This window comes from Massilia paldalensis (genome assembly GCF_044901715.1).
GTDB classification, from domain to species: Bacteria; Pseudomonadota; Gammaproteobacteria; order Burkholderiales; family Burkholderiaceae_D; genus Telluria; species Telluria paldalensis.
In genome coordinates, this window is the sequence record NZ_JBJCIU010000002.1 from 30205 (window position 1) to 46036 (window position 15832).

The 15832-nt window shown below is 66.7% G+C and carries 15 protein-coding genes; 13 read left to right on the plus strand and 2 right to left on the minus strand.

Annotation, left to right across the window (positions count from 1 at the left end; translation table 11 throughout):
- Nucleotides 1–18: 18 nt before the first annotated feature.
- Both ACI1V7_RS09945 and ACI1V7_RS09950 read right to left on the minus strand, forming a co-directional pair.
- The gene (locus ACI1V7_RS09945) at nucleotides 19–408 is read right to left on the minus strand and encodes a YcxB family protein (protein ID WP_404531605.1); all 390 of its coding nucleotides are present in this window, start codon (nucleotides 406–408) and stop codon (nucleotides 19–21) included.
- Nucleotides 409–566: 158 nt separating this feature from the next.
- Complete coding sequence (locus tag ACI1V7_RS09950; RefSeq protein ID WP_404531606.1) at nucleotides 567–728, minus strand: hypothetical protein; 162 nt, start codon at nucleotides 726–728, stop codon at nucleotides 567–569.
- Between the two features lie 548 nt (nucleotides 729–1276).
- On the opposite strand from ACI1V7_RS09950, the gene mraZ reads away from it, so the two are divergent.
- Genes mraZ through ACI1V7_RS10015 form a run of 13 tightly spaced genes read left to right on the plus strand, consistent with a single transcriptional unit; the run spans nucleotide 1277 to nucleotide 15820 of the window.
- Entirely contained in the window at nucleotides 1277–1705 is a 429-nt protein-coding gene (mraZ, locus tag ACI1V7_RS09955) for a division/cell wall cluster transcriptional repressor MraZ (RefSeq protein ID WP_404531607.1), read from the plus strand.
- 8 nt (nucleotides 1706–1713) lie between these two features.
- Entirely contained in the window at nucleotides 1714–2691 is a 978-nt protein-coding gene (gene rsmH / locus ACI1V7_RS09960) for a 16S rRNA (cytosine(1402)-N(4))-methyltransferase RsmH (RefSeq protein ID WP_404531608.1), read from the plus strand.
- Nucleotides 2688–2960: a cell division protein FtsL gene (ftsL, locus tag ACI1V7_RS09965; protein WP_404531609.1), complete on the plus strand. Its 273-nt coding sequence runs from the start codon at nucleotides 2688–2690 to the stop codon at nucleotides 2958–2960. Before rsmH ends, ftsL begins: the two co-directional genes overlap by 4 nt.
- A complete protein-coding gene (locus ACI1V7_RS09970; protein WP_404531610.1) occupies nucleotides 2957–4726 on the plus strand; it encodes a peptidoglycan D,D-transpeptidase FtsI family protein in 1770 nt (589 codons plus the stop codon). Before ftsL ends, ACI1V7_RS09970 begins: the two co-directional genes overlap by 4 nt.
- A complete protein-coding gene (locus tag ACI1V7_RS09975) occupies nucleotides 4726–6264 on the plus strand; it encodes a UDP-N-acetylmuramoyl-L-alanyl-D-glutamate--2,6-diaminopimelate ligase (protein ID WP_404531611.1) in 1539 nt (512 codons plus the stop codon). Before ACI1V7_RS09970 ends, ACI1V7_RS09975 begins: the two co-directional genes overlap by 1 nt.
- A 2-nt stretch (nucleotides 6265–6266) precedes the next feature.
- Complete coding sequence (locus ACI1V7_RS09980; RefSeq protein ID WP_404532503.1) at nucleotides 6267–7637, plus strand: UDP-N-acetylmuramoyl-tripeptide--D-alanyl-D-alanine ligase; 1371 nt, start codon at nucleotides 6267–6269, stop codon at nucleotides 7635–7637.
- 4 nt (nucleotides 7638–7641) lie between these two features.
- Nucleotides 7642–8811: a phospho-N-acetylmuramoyl-pentapeptide-transferase gene (gene mraY, locus ACI1V7_RS09985; protein WP_404531612.1), complete on the plus strand. Its 1170-nt coding sequence runs from the start codon at nucleotides 7642–7644 to the stop codon at nucleotides 8809–8811.
- Nucleotides 8812–8822: 11 nt separating this feature from the next.
- Nucleotides 8823–10319 (plus strand): UDP-N-acetylmuramoyl-L-alanine--D-glutamate ligase, encoded by a 1497-nt coding sequence (murD, locus tag ACI1V7_RS09990; protein WP_404531613.1) that lies wholly within the window; start codon nucleotides 8823–8825, stop codon nucleotides 10317–10319.
- Nucleotides 10319–11536: a putative lipid II flippase FtsW gene (ftsW, locus tag ACI1V7_RS09995; protein WP_404531614.1), complete on the plus strand. Its 1218-nt coding sequence runs from the start codon at nucleotides 10319–10321 to the stop codon at nucleotides 11534–11536. Before murD ends, ftsW begins: the two co-directional genes overlap by 1 nt.
- Nucleotides 11533–12621 carry an undecaprenyldiphospho-muramoylpentapeptide beta-N-acetylglucosaminyltransferase gene (gene murG, locus ACI1V7_RS10000; RefSeq protein WP_404531615.1) on the plus strand — a complete coding sequence of 363 codons (1089 nt, stop codon included), beginning with the start codon at nucleotides 11533–11535 and terminating at the stop codon, nucleotides 12619–12621. The genes ftsW and murG overlap by 4 nt, the downstream gene beginning before the upstream one ends.
- Entirely contained in the window at nucleotides 12618–14015 is a 1398-nt protein-coding gene (gene murC / locus ACI1V7_RS10005) for a UDP-N-acetylmuramate--L-alanine ligase (protein WP_404531616.1), read from the plus strand. Before murG ends, murC begins: the two co-directional genes overlap by 4 nt.
- Nucleotides 14012–14986, plus strand: a complete 975-nt coding sequence (locus tag ACI1V7_RS10010) for a D-alanine--D-alanine ligase (RefSeq protein ID WP_404531617.1) — start codon at nucleotides 14012–14014, stop codon at nucleotides 14984–14986. Before murC ends, ACI1V7_RS10010 begins: the two co-directional genes overlap by 4 nt.
- Nucleotides 14987–15001: 15 nt before the next feature.
- Nucleotides 15002–15820 (plus strand): cell division protein FtsQ/DivIB, encoded by an 819-nt coding sequence (locus ACI1V7_RS10015; protein WP_404531618.1) that lies wholly within the window; start codon nucleotides 15002–15004, stop codon nucleotides 15818–15820.
- Nucleotides 15821–15832 lie beyond the last annotated feature (12 nt).

A 15832-nucleotide genomic window follows, 5' to 3' on the forward strand; every position in this document is an offset into this window, starting at 1 on the left:
TTCGTTACGGATGTCTCTTCAAGATAAAGAAATATCTCGGGTTTTTGACGTCCTGTTCCTGTCCGCGCCTGCTCGGCTCACTGATATCACCGGTGCCCGGGCCAACTTGCGAAATGCCTCCTGCTGTGCCTTGTCCATGCACCGGTACGGAATCGGCACCGCCCCCTTGTCCAGCAGGAGCAGGTAGCCCCGGCGGTAGCGCCGCACCGTCGTCACGTCCGACCAGGCGCGCACGAGGGTCCCCGTGCGGCTGGTGCGCTCGATGCCGCCACAGCCGATGCGGAACGAACACGAGGGCATGCGCCGCTTCTTGAACAGGAAGAGGGGCGTGCCCAGCACCAGCATCCAGAACGGAATCGTGACGGGATGGCTGGCCAGCACAAGGAGGGCGGCAAGTGCCAGCGCCATGCCCAGCCAGGCCGGGCCGGCAATCCAGGCCGCGGCCAGCAGGGGCAGGCCAACGGCCGCCAGCAGCGCCGTGCGCCGGCGCCGGCCGGCATGCCTGCGGCGTCAGAGGAAGGCCACGTGGTCGCCTGCCAGGCTCAGGTATTCTCCCAGGGTATACACTACGTCGAAGCGGATCGCCTCGATCGGGGTGGCGGACCCACGGGGCCGCCGGGAATCTCCTCGACCGTCAGCATCTTGTCGAAACGCTGTTGCTCGTGCTGCACGACCTGCATCGCCACTTCCTTGCGATGCGGCGGCTGCGGATGCGCCGTGCCGAACATGCTTGCCTCCCTGTCATGGACATTGTCGAGCAAGTGGGGCAGGTGTTGAATATTGCAATAGTGAAAATAAAGTCCGTTTCCGGCAGCCGAAAAGCGTGCACTGCACTGGTAAGTGCTTACTTACTTCCCGGCAATATGAAACCATTAGTAAAAGAAATCTTCCGCCCGGCATTTTGCTGCCATTCTCACCCGCCTTGCATCGATCTGCGATTTCCTGGGCGCCGCGTCTCACGGACTACCTGTGGTTAAAAGGTTGATGCTAATCAATATATAAACACATGTGCGCAGATGAGGTAGCACATGCACTGTCTTGGCTAAGTCCCTAATTTTGCTCAACATTTTGAATTAGCGTTCTCTGAAGTAAGTGCGCTAAGTCCTTGGTTTCATTAGCAATTTACGCTTTTTCAGAACGTGAATTCGCTTGACCACAGACAACGCTTCCTCTAAAGTGGGCAAAGGTGGCAAAAAGTGCAGTTTTGTGGGAGATCTTGAGGTCTCCCGGCGCCAAAAAATAATCAGACTGATAACTCTCCAAAACTAGGTACAACGTGTTCCAGGGCGCGTCAGCGATCAATCTCGATGCAAAGGGACGGATGTCAATCCCGGCCAAGCATCGTGACGCCTTGATGCAGCAATGTGAAGGCCGTATGACGCTCACGAAACACCCGCATGGATGCCTGCTGTTCTTTCCCCGCCCCGTGTGGGAGGAACACCGCGAACAAATTGCCGCGTGGCCGATGTCGGCCCGCGCGTGGCAGCGCATTTTCCTGGGGAATGCGTCGGATGTCGAGATGGACGGCGCGGGCCGGGTGCTCATTGCGCCCGAACTGCGCGGTGCAGTGGGACTGGAGAAAGAAGTGATGATGCTCGGGATGGGAACCCATTTCGAGATCTGGGACGCCGCCAAGCTGGCAGAAAACGAGGCCGAAGCCGTCGCGGGCGGCATGCCCGATGTCCTTTCCAATTTCTCCTTTTAAGGCACTGCATGGATCCGATTCAGGTGCCTGATTTGCAGCATCGCACGGTGCTGCTCGACGAAGCAGTCGATGCGCTCTCGCTGGCAGGCGCACGTGCGGCAGGTACGTATATAGATGGCACGTTCGGCCGCGGCGGTCACAGCCGGCTGATCCTGTCGAAGCTGGCGCCCGAGGGCCGCCTGATCGCCTTCGACAAGGATCTCCAGGCAATTGCCACGGCAGAACAAATTAACGATCCGCGTTTTTCGATCGTGCACGACAGCTTCGCGACGATGCGCGATGCGCTGGCGGCACGGGGCGTGCACCAGGTCGACGGCATCCTGCTCGACCTGGGCATCTCCTCGCCGCAGGTCGACGACGCGAGCCGTGGCTTCAGCTTCCGCAACGATGGTCCCCTGGACATGCGGATGGATACGACACGGGGCGTGTCGGCGGCCGAGTGGCTGGCCGACGTGCCGGAACGACAACTTGAACAGGTGATTCGCGATTATGGGGAAGAACGGTTTGCTTTTCAGATTGCAAAGGCGGTTGTTGCTCGCCGGGCAATCCAGCCAATTTCAAGCACACGACAGCTTGCCGCAATCGTGGCAGACGCGGTCAAAACCCGGGAGAAGGGCAAGGATCCGGCAACCCGCACCTTTCAGGCTATCCGGATTTTCATCAATCAAGAGCTTGAGGACCTTGAAGCAGGTCTGAATGCGGCCTTCGACCTGCTCGCGCCGGGTGCGCGCCTGTCCGTGATCAGCTTCCACTCGCTGGAAGACCGGATGGTCAAGCAATTCCTGGCCTCGAAAGCCAAGGTGGAGCAGCCGGATCGCCGGCTGCCGATCCGTGCCGCCGACTTGCCGCAGCCCTTGATGAAGCTGGTCACCAAGACCAAGCCCTCGGATGCGGAAGTTGGCGCCAACCCGCGCGCCCGTTCGGCCGTGCTGCGCGTGGCCGAGCGCCTCGCCACCCCGGTCCCCGCGGGCGGAGGCGCGCGATGAGCGCCAAGATCAATATCGTGCTGACCGTGCTGCTGGTCGGCTGCGCGCTGTCGGTTGTGAACGCGCGCTATACGGCGCGCCACCTGTTCATCGACCTCGAGCGCCTGCAACAGCAGCAGCGCCAGCTCGAGATCGACTGGGCCCAGCTCCAGCTCGACCAATCGACCCTCGGCAAGAACGAACGCATCGAGCAGATCGCCCGTTCCCAGCTGAACATGGCGCCGCTGAGCCCGGCGCGTACCCAATACCTGACGGAAGGCGGCAAATGAAGGCGGGCACCCAGGGCGCGCGTGTGGCGGCCGCAAAAGGCGTGGCGTTCTCCAAGAGTCCCGTGCTGGCCGTGCGCCTGCCGGACTGGCGTTCGCGCGTGGTCCTGTTCGCGCTGTTCGCCGCGTTCATCGCGCTGGCCGGCCGCGCGTTGTGGCTGCAGGGCGTGTCCGACCAGTTCCTGCAGAAGCAGGGCGAGAGCCGCTACATGCGCACGCAGGAACTGCCGGCCACGCGCGGCAAGATCTTCGACCGCAACGGCGTCGTGCTGGCGTCGTCGCTGCCCGTGAAGTCGGTCTCGGCCTTCACCGAGGAGATCAAGGGCACCGATCCGCAGAAGATACGCCAGCTGGCGCAGCTGCTCGACCTGCCGGAAGCGGACCTGCTCAAGAAGCTGGACTCGGACCGCAGCTACGTCTACCTGAAGCGCCAGGTCGAGATGGACACGGTCGCCAAGATCGAGAAGCTGGGCATCGACGGCATCGACACGCGCAAGGAATACAAGCGCTACTACCCGCAGGGCGAGGTGATGGCGCACATGGTCGGCTTCACCAACGTCGAGGACAAGGGCCAGGAAGCGATGGAACTGGCCCAGCAGAAGTCGCTCGTCGGCCAGCCCGGCAGCCGCCGCGTGATCCGCGACCGCCTCGGCCACATCGTCGAGGACGTGGGCATGTCGCGCGAGCCGCACGACGGCAAGGACCTGATCCTGTCGGTCGACAGCAAGCTGCAGTACATTGCGCTGAACAGCATCAAGGACGCCGTCGAGAAGTTCCATGCCAAGGCCGGCGCCGCCGTCGTGATCGACGTGCACACGGGCGAGGTGCTGGCGCTGGCCAACTACCCGACCTACAACCCGAACGACCGCTCGCGCCTGACCGGCGAGCAGCTGCGCAACCGCGTCATCACCGACCTGTTCGAGCCGGGTTCGACGCTGAAGCCCTTCACCGTGGCGCTGGCGCTGGACAAGGGCCTGATCAAGCCGAACACGCTGTTCGACACGGGCGGCGGCCGCTATCTGACGGGCGGCCACGTGATCCGCGACACGCACCCGCACGGCGTCATCGACGTCGGCACCATCATCCAGAAGTCGTCGAACATCGGCACCACCAAGATCTCCGAGATGCTGTCGGCGCAGGAGATGTGGGAGATGTTCACCAAGGTCGGCTTCGGCCAGGCCCCCCGCTACGGCTTCCCCGGCGCAGCGGCGGGCCGCGTGCGTCCGTATAAATCCTGGCGCATCGTGGAAAAGGCCAATATGTCGTTCGGCCAGGGCATCTCGATGTCGCTGCTGCAGCTGGCGCACGCCTGGCTGATCTTCGCGCGCAACGGCGACGTCATCCCGCTGTCGTTCCAGAAGGTCAAGGAGGCGCCGGTCGGCCAGCAGATCATCTCGCCCAAGACGGCCGCGCAGATGCGCACGATGGTCGAATCCGTGGTCGGCCCGGGCGGTACCGCGTCGCTGGCCCAGGTGCCGGGCTACCGCATGGGCGGCAAGACCGGTACCGCGCAGAAGGTCGTCGACGGCCGCTATTCGCAAACCCACTATGTCGGCAACTTCGTCGGCATCGCGCCCATGTCGAACCCGCGCTTCGTGATCGCCGTGATGATCGACGACCCGACCGGACCGCTGCACACGGGCGGCAGCGTGGCGGCGCCGACCGCCGCGGCGCTGGCGGCCAATGCGCTGCGCGCGGCCAACGTGCCGCCCGACTCGAAGATCACCGACATCATCATCCCCGAACATCCACTCGAGGAGAGCAATTGATGGCCGAGACGCCGAACGACATCCGCCAGTGGATCGAGGCCGCCGCACCGGGCGGCCGCCTTGTATCCGACTCCCGCCGCGTGCAGCCGGGCGACGTGTTCTTCGCCTATCCGGGCGAAGCCGCCGACGGCCGCCGCTTCATCGCCGGCGCGCTCGAGCAGGGCGCGCGCGCGGTGGTCTACGACGGCGCCGGCTTCGAATGGGATGCTGCGATGGACGTGCCGCACCTGGCCGTCGCGAACCTGAAGGCCAATGCCGGCGCGATCGCGCACGCGTATTACGGCCAGCCCGACGCCGCCATGTTCACGGTCGGCATCACGGGCACCAACGGCAAGACCTCGTGCGCGCTGTGGACGGCGCAGGCGCTGGCGCAGCTGGGCGACACGGCCGCCGTCATCGGCACGCTGGGCGTGGGCCTCGTGCGTGCCGGGGCGGACAGCGCGCCCGAATTCGACGCCACCGGCTACACGACCCCGGACGCCGTGCTGCTGGCCGGGGAGCTGGACAAGCTGCGCGCGGCCGGCGCCGGCGCGCTCGCCATCGAGGTGTCATCGATCGGCCTGGTCGAGAACCGCACGGCCGGCATGCACTTCGACGTGGCCGTGTTCACCAACCTGACGCGGGACCACCTCGACTACCACGGCGACATGGACAGCTACGAGGCCGCCAAGCTGAAACTGTTCGAATGGCCGGGCCTGAAGACGGCCGTCGTCAACCTGGACGACGCGGCCGGCGTTCGTGTCGCCATGCACCTGCGTACCCATTTCCCGCACGTGGCCGTGACCGGCTACACGCTGCGCACCGAGGCCGAGCAAGCCGGCATCGACGGCGTGGCGATCCTGCGCGCGTCGCAGCTGCGCAGCCGTCCCACGGGCACCGAGTTCCAGCTCGAGTCCCCGTTCGGCAGCAGTCTGGCGCGCACCCGCATGGTCGGCCGCTTCAACGCCAGCAATGCCCTCGCCGTGCTGGGCGCGCTGCTGGCCAAGGGCGTCGCCTTGCGCGCCGCCCTGGACGCCATCGAAACGCTGCAGCCGGCCCCGGGCCGCATGCAGCAGGTCGGCGGCCAGGATGCGCCGCTGGTCGTGATCGACTACGCGCACACGCCGGATGCGCTGGAAAAGACGCTCGATGCCCTGCGTCCCGTGGCGCGCGAGCGCGGCGGGCAGCTGTGGTGCGTGTTCGGCTGCGGCGGCGACCGCGATCCGGGCAAGCGTCCGCAGATGGGCCGCATCGCCCAGGCGGCCGACCACGTGGTCGTCACCAGCGACAATCCGCGCAGCGAGGAGCCGCGCGCGATCATCGACCAGATCCTGGCCGGCATGGACCGGGACAGCCCAGCGCAGACGCAGGCGATCGAGGACCGCGCCACCGCGATCCTGGCGGCCGTCAAGCATGCCGCCAAGCCGGACGTGATCCTGCTGGCGGGGAAGGGCCATGAGCCCTACCAGGAAATCAAGGGCCGGAAAATGCCGTTTTCCGATGCCGACCACGCCGCGCTGGCCTTGAGCGCGCGGCTCACGATGATGAGGACGAATTGATGATCCGCGGTTCGCTCGAACAACTCGCAGCAGCGATGGATGGCGCGCAGGTGACGCGCGATGCCTATTTCCAGGGTGTCTTTACCGACAGCCGCCACATCGTGCCGGGCGCGCTGTTCGTCGCCCTGCGCGGCGAGACCTTCGATGCCCACGACTTCCTGGGCCAGCTGCCCGGCCAGGCGGTGGCCGCCGTCGTCGTCGAGCGCCTGCCGGAACACTATCCGCTGCCGGCCATCGTCGTGCCGGACACGCTGGCCGCGCTGGGCCGCATCGGCCGCTTCTGGCGCGACCGCTTCGCCATTCCCGTCATCGGCGTCACCGGCAGCAACGGCAAGACGACGGTCAAGGAAATGATCGCCGCGATCCTCGCAGCCGCCTTCGGCGAGCCTGCGCGCCTGGCCACGCAGGGCAATCTGAACAACGAGATCGGCGTGCCGCTGACCGTCGTGCGCCTGACCGACGCGCACCGCGCCGCCGTCGTCGAACTGGGCATGAACCACCCCGGCGAGATCGCGCGCCTGGCCGCCATCGCCGCGCCCACCGTCGCCCTGGTCAACAACGCCCAGCGCGAGCACCAGGAATTCATGCACACCGTGGAAGCGGTGGCGCGCGAGAACGGCTCCGTGCTGGCCGCGCTGCCCGACGACGGCACGGCCGTGTTCCCGGGCGACGACGAGTACACGCCGATCTGGCGCGAGCTGTCCGGCGCGCGCAAGACGCTGACGTTCGGCCTGGACGACGGCTGCGACGTGCGCGCGACCTGGGTGAACACGGGCTTCGGCAGCGACCTGTCGGTGCGCACGCCGGCCGGTCAGTTCACGGTTAAGCTGGCCGCCGCCGGCGCGCACAACGTGCGCAATGCGCTGGCATCGATCGCCTGCGCGCTGGCCGCCGGCATCGAGATCCACGCGATCGTGGCCGGCCTGGAAGGCTTCGCCCCCGTCAGCGGCCGCCTGCAGCGCAAGCAGGCGACCAATGGCGCCACCGTCATCGACGATACCTACAACGCGAATCCGGATTCCGTGCGCGCCGCCATCGACGTGCTGGCCGCCTACCCGTCGCCGCGCATCCTGGTGCTGGGCGACATGGGCGAAGTCGGCACGCAGGGACCGGAGTTTCACCAGGAAATCGGCGCCTATGCCCGGCAGAAGGGCATCGACGCCGTGCTCGCGACCGGCGAACTGGCCCGCCACATGGCCGGATCGGGAGCGCAACACCACGAGCAGTTCGACGAATTATTGGCAGCACTGGATCAAACACTGGGCAGCAAATCTGACGCAACTGTGTTGGTGAAGGGCTCGCGCTTCATGAAGATGGAGCGCGTGGTCCGTCACCTGACCGCATCAACCAACACTGGCAAGGAAGCCCACTAAGACTATGCTGCTTTGGCTCGCACAATATTTTCAGGACTACATCGGTCCGCTGCGGATCTTCAACTTCATCACCTTCCGGGCGGTGTTCGCGACCATCACCGCGATCACCATCGGCCTCCTGTGCGGCCCGGCCGTGATCCGCAAGCTGACCGAGATGAAGGTCGGCCAGGCGGTGCGCACCTATGGCCCGCAGACCCACCTGCAGAAACACGGCACCCCCACCATGGGCGGCGTGCTGATCCTGATTTCCATCGCGATCTCGACGCTGCTGTGGTGCGACCTGTCGAACCGCCTGATCTGGCCGGTGCTGGTCGTCACGCTGGGCTTCGGCGCCATCGGCTGGGTCGACGACTACCGCAAGGTGGTCTACAAGGACCCGGAAGGCATGCGCTCGGGCGAGAAGTATTTCTGGATGTCGCTGATCGGCGTCGCGTCCTCGCTGTACCTGGCGTTCTCGGTCTCGGCCGCCACGCCGTGGGAAGTGTGGAAGCTGTTCCTGGCCTGGGTGCAGTCGGGCTTCTCGATGGAGCTGCCGCCCAAGTCCGACCTGATCGTCCCGTTCTTCAAGACCATCAGCTACCCGCTGGGCGTGTGGGGCTTCATCGCACTGACCTATTGCGTGATCGTCGGCTCGTCGAACGCCGTCAACTTCACGGACGGCCTCGACGGCCTGGCCATCATGCCGACCGTGATGGTGGGCGGCGCGCTGGGCCTGTTCGCCTACCTGACCGGCAACGCGACCTATTCGAAATACCTGTTCATCCCGCACATCCCCGGCGCGGGCGAGCTGCTGATCTTCTGCGGCGCGATGGCCGGCGCGGGACTGGCCTTCCTCTGGTATAACGCGCACCCGGCGCAGATGTTCATGGGCGACGTCGGCGCGCTGGCGCTGGGCGGCGCGCTCGGCACCATCGCCGTCATCGTGCGCCAGGAGATCGTGCTGTTCATCATGGGCGGCGTGTTCGTGGCCGAGACACTGTCCGTGATCATCCAGGTGAGCTGGTTCAAGTACACGAAGAAGCGCTACGGCGCGGGACGGCGCGTATTCCTGATGGCGCCCCTGCACCACCATTTCGAACAGAAGGGCTGGAAGGAAACCAAGGTCGTGGTGCGGTTCTGGATCGTCACCATCATCCTGGTCCTGATCGGCATCTCGACCCTCAAACTGCGCTGACGCGAACGACGATGAACTACGACGGCAAAACCGCACTGGTACTCGGACTCGGCGAATCGGGCCTCGCGATGGCGCAGTGGCTCGCGCGCTGCGGCGCGCGCGTGCGCGTGGCCGACACGCGCGCCGAACCGGCGCGCCTGCCCGCCTTGCGCGCGGCCGTGCCGGACGCCGACTTCGTCGCCGGCCCGTTCGAGGCAGCGCTCGTCGACGGCGTCGACTTCGTGGCCGTCAGCCCGGGCCTGGCGCCGCATCGCGAGCTGGCCGAGATCGCGCCTGCCGCGGCGGCCCGCAACATTCCCGTCTGGGGCGAGATCGAGCTGTTCGCCCAGGCGCTGGCCGCGCTGAAGGAAGCGCGCGGCTATGCGCCGAAAGTCATCGCCATCACGGGCACCAACGGCAAGACCACCGTCACGAGCCTGACCGGTTTGCTGTGCCGCCGCGCGGGGCTCACGACGCGCGTGGCCGGCAACATCAGCCCGGCCGCGCTGGACGTGCTGCGCGAAGCGATGGACGCCGATGAGCTTCCGCAAGCGTGGGTGCTCGAACTGTCCAGCTTCCAGCTGCACACCACCTTCAGCCTGGACGCCGACGCGGCCACCGTGCTGAACCTGACCCAGGACCACCTCGACTGGCACGGCAGCATGGCCGCCTATGCCGCCGACAAGGCGCGCATCTTCGGCGCCCATACGGTGCGCGTGCTGAACCGCGAGGATGCGCTGGTGATGGGCATGGCGGCGCCGGACGCGCAGGTCACGACCTTCGGCACGGGCGAACCCGATGCGCCGGGCAGCTTCGGTCTCGTCAATGAACGGGGCGTGCTGTGGCTGGCGAATGCCAATCCGGCGGAAGAGCCGGAAAAGAAACGTAAAAAACATGAAGCCGTCGAACCGGTCGAGCTGTTCGTGAACCGCCTGATGCCGGCCGACGCGCTGCGCATCCGCGGCCTGCACAATGCCAGCAACGCGCTGGCCGCGCTGGCCCTGTGCCGCGCCGTCGGCCTGCCGCTGGCGCCGCTGCTGCACGGCCTGCGCGACTACCAGGGCGAGCCGCACCGCGTGGAGCTGGTCGCGAGCATCGACGGGGTCGAGTACTACGACGATTCCAAGGGCACCAACGTCGGCGCCACCGTCGCCGCGCTGGAAGGCCTCGGCAAGACCTTCGGCGAGGCCGACCGCCAGATCCTGCTGATCGCCGGCGGCGACGGCAAGGGCCAGGACTTCAGCCCCCTGGGCCCGCCGTGCTCGCGCTACGTGAAGGCCGTGCTGCTGATCGGCCGCGACGCGCCCGCGATCCGCGCCGCCATCGAACCGACGGGCGTGCCGTGCTTCGACCTGGCCGACCTGCCGCAGGCCGTGCGCCGCGGCGCCGGTCTCGCGAAAAGCGGCGACGTCGTGCTGCTGTCGCCCGCCTGCGCCAGCCTGGACATGTTCACCAACTATGCCCACCGCGCCCAGGTGTTCGTCGACGCCGTGCGCGAGATCGCGCTCGAGAAGGGACAGGAGATCTGATGGCCTTCCAGATTCCCTTCAAGTTCGGCGGCACCGCGAGCGACGCGACCATCGCGGAACGCGCGCGGCCGTCGCGCATGATGGAATACGACCAGCCGCTCGTGTGGGTCGTGCTGCTGCTGATGCTGTTCGGGATGGTGATGGTGTATTCGGCGTCGATCGCGCTGCCGGACTCGCCCAAGTTCGCCTACCTGGCCGGCAAGAACAATTATTTCCTGCTGCGCCAGGGGCTGTTCATCGCCATCTCGATCGTCGCCGCCGTCTTCACCTTCCGCATCCCCGTGGCGACCTGGCAGAAATTCGCGCCCATGATGTTCGTCGCCACGCTGGTGCTGCTGGCCCTCGTGCTGGTGCCGGGCGTCGGCACCTCGGTCAACGGCGCGCGGCGCTGGCTGTCGCTGAAGATCTTCAACCTGCAGCCGTCCGAGATCATGAAGGTCGTGGCCGTGCTGTACGCGGCCGACTTCACCGTGCGCAAGCAGCAGTACATGCACAAGCTGACCAAGGGCTTCATGCCGATGGCCCTCGCGATGGGCGTCGTCGGCGCGCTGCTGATGCTGGAACCCGACCTGGGCGCTTTCGGCGTCATCGTCTGCATCTCGATGGGCATCCTGTTCCTGGGCGGCTTCAACATGATCTGGTTCGGCGGCATCGGCGCCATCCTCGTGCTCGTGTTCTCGACAATCATCGCGCTGTCCCCGTTCCGCCGCGCGCGCATGTTCGCCTACATGAACCCGTGGGAAGAGGGCAATGCGCTGGACAAGGCCTACCAGCTGACGCACTCGCTGATCGCCTTCGGCCGCGGCGAGATCTTCGGCGTGGGCCTGGGCGGCAGCGTGGAAAAGCTGCACTACCTGCCGGAAGCGCACACCGACTTCATCATGGCCGTGATCGGCGAGGAACTGGGCCTGGTCGGCGTGCTCGTCGTGATCGGCCTGTTCTACTGGCTCGTGAAACGCGCGTTCGACATCGGCCGCCAGGCCATCGCGCTGGAACAGCACTTCGCCGGCCTGGCCGCGAAGGGCATCGGCATCTGGCTGGGCGTGCAGGTGTTCATCAATATGGGCGTGAACCTGGGCCTGCTGCCGACCAAGGGCCTGACCCTGCCCCTGATGAGCTATGGCGGCTCGGGTGTGCTGTTCAACTGCGTCGGCCTGGCGATCCTGCTGCGCATCGATTACGAAAACCGCGTGCGCATGCGCGGAGGACGCCAATGAATAACAAGAAACTCATGATCATGGCTGCCGGCACCGGCGGCCACATCTTCCCCGGCATCGCGATCGCGCAGGAAATGCAAGCGCGCGGCTGGGACGTGTCCTGGCTGGGCACGGCGCACGGCATGGAAGGCGACATCGTGCCGAAGCACGGCATCCCGATGGATCGCATCGACTTCGCCGGCATGCGCGGCAAGGGCCTGGGCCACACGGTGCGCGGCGCGTTCAAGCTGCTGGCCAGCTTCGGCGCCGTGCGCAAGTTCCTCGCTGCCCGCAAGCCCGACGTCGTGCTGGGCATGGGCGGCTACGTGACGGTGCCGGGCGGCCTGATGGCGCGTTCGCGCGACCTGCCGCTGGCGCTGGTGAACGCCGACGCCGCGCTGCTGCTGTCGAACAAGACCCTGACGCCGCTGGCGGACCGCGTGCTGTTCGGCTTCCCCGCCGATTTCGGCAAAGCCGCGGACAAGGCCGTCGTCACCGGCAACCCCGTGCGCAAGGAAATCCTCGAGATGCTGGCGCCGGGCCGCCGCTACACGAACCGCAGCGGTCCCCTGAATATCCTCGTGGTCGGCGGCAGCCTGGGCGCCAAGGTGCTCAACGACGCCGTTCCGGCGGCCCTGGCGATGATCCCGGAAGGCCTGCGTCCCGTCGTGACGCACCAGTCGGGCAAGAAGAACATCGAGGCGCTGCGCGCCGCGTACGCGCAGGCGGGCGTGCAGGCCAACGTGGTCGACTTCATCGACGACATGGCGGCCGAGTATGCGAACGCGGACCTGGTGATCTGCCGCGCGGGCGCCATCACGGTGTCCGAGCTGACGGCCGCCGGCGTGGCCAGCGTGCTCGTGCCCTTCGTCGCCAGCACGACGAGTCACCAGCGCGACAACGCGATCTGGATGGACAAGCAGAAGGCGGCCGTGCACCTGCCGCAGGAAGAATTGACGCCGCAGCGCCTGGCGCAGCTGCTGCAGGTCACCAGCCGCGACGACTGCCTGGCGATGGCCGAGGCGGCGCAGGCGGTGGGACGGCGCGATGCCAACGAGGCGATCGCGGAAGTATTGGAACAACTGGCGGCGAAGAAGCGCACATGAAACACAAGATCAAGCATATCCATTTCGTCGGCATCGGCGGCAGCGGCATGAGCGGCATCGCCGAGGTGTTGCTGAACCTCGGCTACAAGGTGTCGGGGTCGGACCTGACGGCGAACGCGGCCAGCCAGCGCCTGCAGGAACTGGGCGCCTACGTCATGATCGGCCACGCCGCCGAGAACATCGAGGGCGCCAACGCCGTCGTCACGTCGACGGCCGTCGCCGCCACGAACCCGGAAGTGGTGGCCGCGCGCGCCGCCAAGGTGCCCGTGGTGCCGCGTGCGATCATGCTCGCCGAACTGATGCGCCTGAAGCGCGGCATCGCCATCGCCGGCACCCACGGCAAGACGACCACGACGAGCCTCGTCGCGTCCGTGCTCGCCCAGGGCGGCCTGGACCCGACCTTCGTGATCGGCGGCCGCCTGAACAGCGCCGGCGCCAACGCCAAGCTGGGCACGGGCGAATACATCGTGGCGGAGGCGGACGAGTCGGACGCCTCGTTCCTGAACCTGTCACCGATGATCGAGGTGATCACGAACATCGACGCCGACCACATGGACACCTACGAGCACGACTTCGAGAAGCTGAAGTCCGCGTTCGTCCACTTCACCCAGCGCCTGCCGTTCTACGGCCGCGCCATGATGTGCATCGACGACGCCACCGTGCGCGAGATCCTGCCGCGCGTGACCAAGCCGGTGACGACCTACGGCTTCTCGGAAGACGCCGAGGTGCGCGCCGTGCGCGCCCACGCCGTCGGCGTGCAGATGCACTTCACCGTGCGCCAGGAAGGCTACCCGGACACCGACTTCGTGCTGAACCAGCCGGGCATGCACAACGTGCTGAACGCCTGCTCGGCGATCGCGATCGCGCGCGAGATCGGCATCCCCGACGACGCCACCGCCCAGGGCCTGGCCGAGTTCCGCGGCGTGGGCCGCCGCTTCACGCGCTGGGGCGAGGTCGACTTGCCGGACGGCGGCAGCTTCACGCTGGTGGACGACTACGGCCACCATCCGGTCGAGGCGCAGGTGACGCTGGCCGCGGCGCGCGCCGCCTATCCGGGCCGCCGCCTCGTGCTGGCCTTCCAGCCGCACCGCTATACCCGCACGCGCGACCTGTTCGAGGACTTCGTGAAGGTGCTGGCGGCGCCCGACGTGCTGCTGCTGGCCGAGGTGTACGCGGCCGGCGAAAGCCCGATCGTCGCGGCGGACGGCCGCGCGCTGGCGCGCGCGCTGCGCGCCAGCAGCCAGGTCGAACCCGTCTTCGTGGAAGCCATCGCCGACATGCCGGCGACCATCATGAAGCAGGCCCGCGACGGCGACGTCGTGCTGATCATGGGCGCCGGCTCGATCGGCGGCGTTCCCCAACAACTGACTGCGAATCAAAAGGTGGCATCGTGAGCGCCAATACTCCTATCGATACCCGGGCGCTGGGCAAGGTCGGCGTCCTGTTCGGCGGCCGCTCCGCCGAGCGTGAAATCTCCCTGATCTCCGGCAACGGCGTGCTGCAGGCCCTGAAGAGCAAGGGCGTCGACGCCCACGCCTTCGATCCGGCCGAGCGTTCGCTGGCGGAGCTGGCGGCGGAAAAATTCGACCGCGTGTTCATCGCGCTGCACGGTCGCTACGGCGAGGACGGCAGCCTGCAGGGCGCGCTCGAACAGCTGGGCATTCCGTACACGGGCAGCGGCGTGATGGCGTCGTCCGTGGGCATGGACAAGATCACCACCAAGATCGTCTGGCTGGCGCACGGCGTGCCGACCCCGAAATACGCGGTCATCGGCGACAATGCCGACCTGGACAAGGTGGTGGCGGAACTGGGCCTGCCGCTGATCGTCAAGCCGCCGCTCGAGGGCTCCACCATCGGCATCACCAAGGTGACGCGCGCGGAAGAGTTCAAGGCCGCCGTCGACCTGGCCCGCACCTACGACAAGGTGGTGCTGGCCGAGCAGTTCATCCAGGGCCGCGAATTCTCGGTGCCGGTACTGGGCGCGGGCGCGGGTGCGCGCGCGCTGCCGATCATCGAGATCGTCGCCCCGGAAGGCAACTACGACTACCAGAACAAGTACTTCAAGGACGACACCAAGTACTACTGCCCGGCGCCGCTGGACGAGCAGACGACCAGGACGATCCAGGCCCACGTGGAGAACGCCTACCGCGCGCTCGGCTGCGAGGGCTGGGGCCGCATCGACGTGCTGCTGCGCGCCTCCGACAACGCCCCGTTCCTGCTCGAGGTGAACACCTCGCCCGGCATGACCAGCCACTCGCTGGTGCCGATGGCGGCGCGCGCCGAGGGCACGAGCTATGAAGACCTGTGCGTGCAGATCCTGGCCTCGGCCAGCCTGAAGCTCGGCCAGGCCAAGGACCAGAAGTAAAGGAAAGAGAAACACATGTGGCATGACGTGCGAGCTCTGAATGCAAGCGCCAGCGCCCTGACGGCGCTGGTGGTGCTCGCCTGTACGGCATCGGGTGCGTGGTGGCTGTCGCAGCGCCCGATGTTCACGCTCCGCGCCGTGCGCGTGGAGAGCATGTACGGACTGAACCTGCAGCACGTGAACGAACTGACGGTGCGCAACGGCGTGCTGGGGAAGATCCGCGGGAACTTCTTCACCACCGACCTGGAACAGGTGCGCACCACGTTCGAGGCCGTGCCCTGGGTCCGCAAGGCAACCGTGCGCCGCGAATGGCCGAACCAGCTGATCGTGGCCGTGGAGGAGCACGAAGCGCTCGGTACCTGGGGCGAGGACGGACGCCTGCTGTCGGTGAAGGGCGACGTGTTCACCGCCAACCTGGCCGAGGCCGACGACGACCACGCGCTGCCGGCGTTCGACGGACCGCCGGGGAGCGAGAAGGAAGTGCTGGCCCGCTTCGCGCAGCTGCGCGGCTGGTTCGCGCCGATCCGCCTGGTGCCCGAGTCGATCAGCTTGTCGAACCGTTACGCCTGGACGGTCAAGCTGGACAACGGCATGAGCGTGGAACTGGGGCGCGAGCAGGACCGCAATACGCTGAAGGGGCGCGTGCAGCGGCTGGTGAGCATCTATCCCCAGCTGGTGGCGCGCCTGGAGGAAGGGCGCATCGACACGATCGACATGCGCTATCCGAACGGACTGGCGCTGTCGTCGGCGGCACTGAACGTGCCGGCCGATGCGAGCAAGCCGGTCAAGGCGGCAAAGAAAAAAGCAAGTACCAAAACAACAAAGCAAATCTAATCTAGCAGGCGA

Coding starts and splice junctions, on each gene's coding strand:
- murC (WP_404531616.1), top strand. CDS start 12,618: ATGAAACACAAGATCAAGCATATCCATTTCGTCGGCATCGGCGGCAGC.
- ACI1V7_RS09945 (WP_404531605.1), bottom strand. CDS start 408: ATGGCGCTGGCACTTGCCGCCCTCCTTGTGCTGGCCAGCCATCCCGTC.
- murG (WP_404531615.1), top strand. CDS start 11,533: ATGAATAACAAGAAACTCATGATCATGGCTGCCGGCACCGGCGGCCAC.
- ftsL (WP_404531609.1), top strand. CDS start 2,688: ATGAGCGCCAAGATCAATATCGTGCTGACCGTGCTGCTGGTCGGCTGC.
- ACI1V7_RS10015 (WP_404531618.1), top strand. CDS start 15,002: ATGTGGCATGACGTGCGAGCTCTGAATGCAAGCGCCAGCGCCCTGACG.
- rsmH (WP_404531608.1), top strand. CDS start 1,714: ATGGATCCGATTCAGGTGCCTGATTTGCAGCATCGCACGGTGCTGCTC.
- murD (WP_404531613.1), top strand. CDS start 8,823: ATGAACTACGACGGCAAAACCGCACTGGTACTCGGACTCGGCGAATCG.
- ACI1V7_RS09950 (WP_404531606.1), bottom strand. CDS start 728: ATGTTCGGCACGGCGCATCCGCAGCCGCCGCATCGCAAGGAAGTGGCG.
- ACI1V7_RS09975 (WP_404531611.1), top strand. CDS start 4,726: ATGGCCGAGACGCCGAACGACATCCGCCAGTGGATCGAGGCCGCCGCA.
- ACI1V7_RS09970 (WP_404531610.1), top strand. CDS start 2,957: ATGAAGGCGGGCACCCAGGGCGCGCGTGTGGCGGCCGCAAAAGGCGTG.
- ftsW (WP_404531614.1), top strand. CDS start 10,319: ATGGCCTTCCAGATTCCCTTCAAGTTCGGCGGCACCGCGAGCGACGCG.
- mraY (WP_404531612.1), top strand. CDS start 7,642: ATGCTGCTTTGGCTCGCACAATATTTTCAGGACTACATCGGTCCGCTG.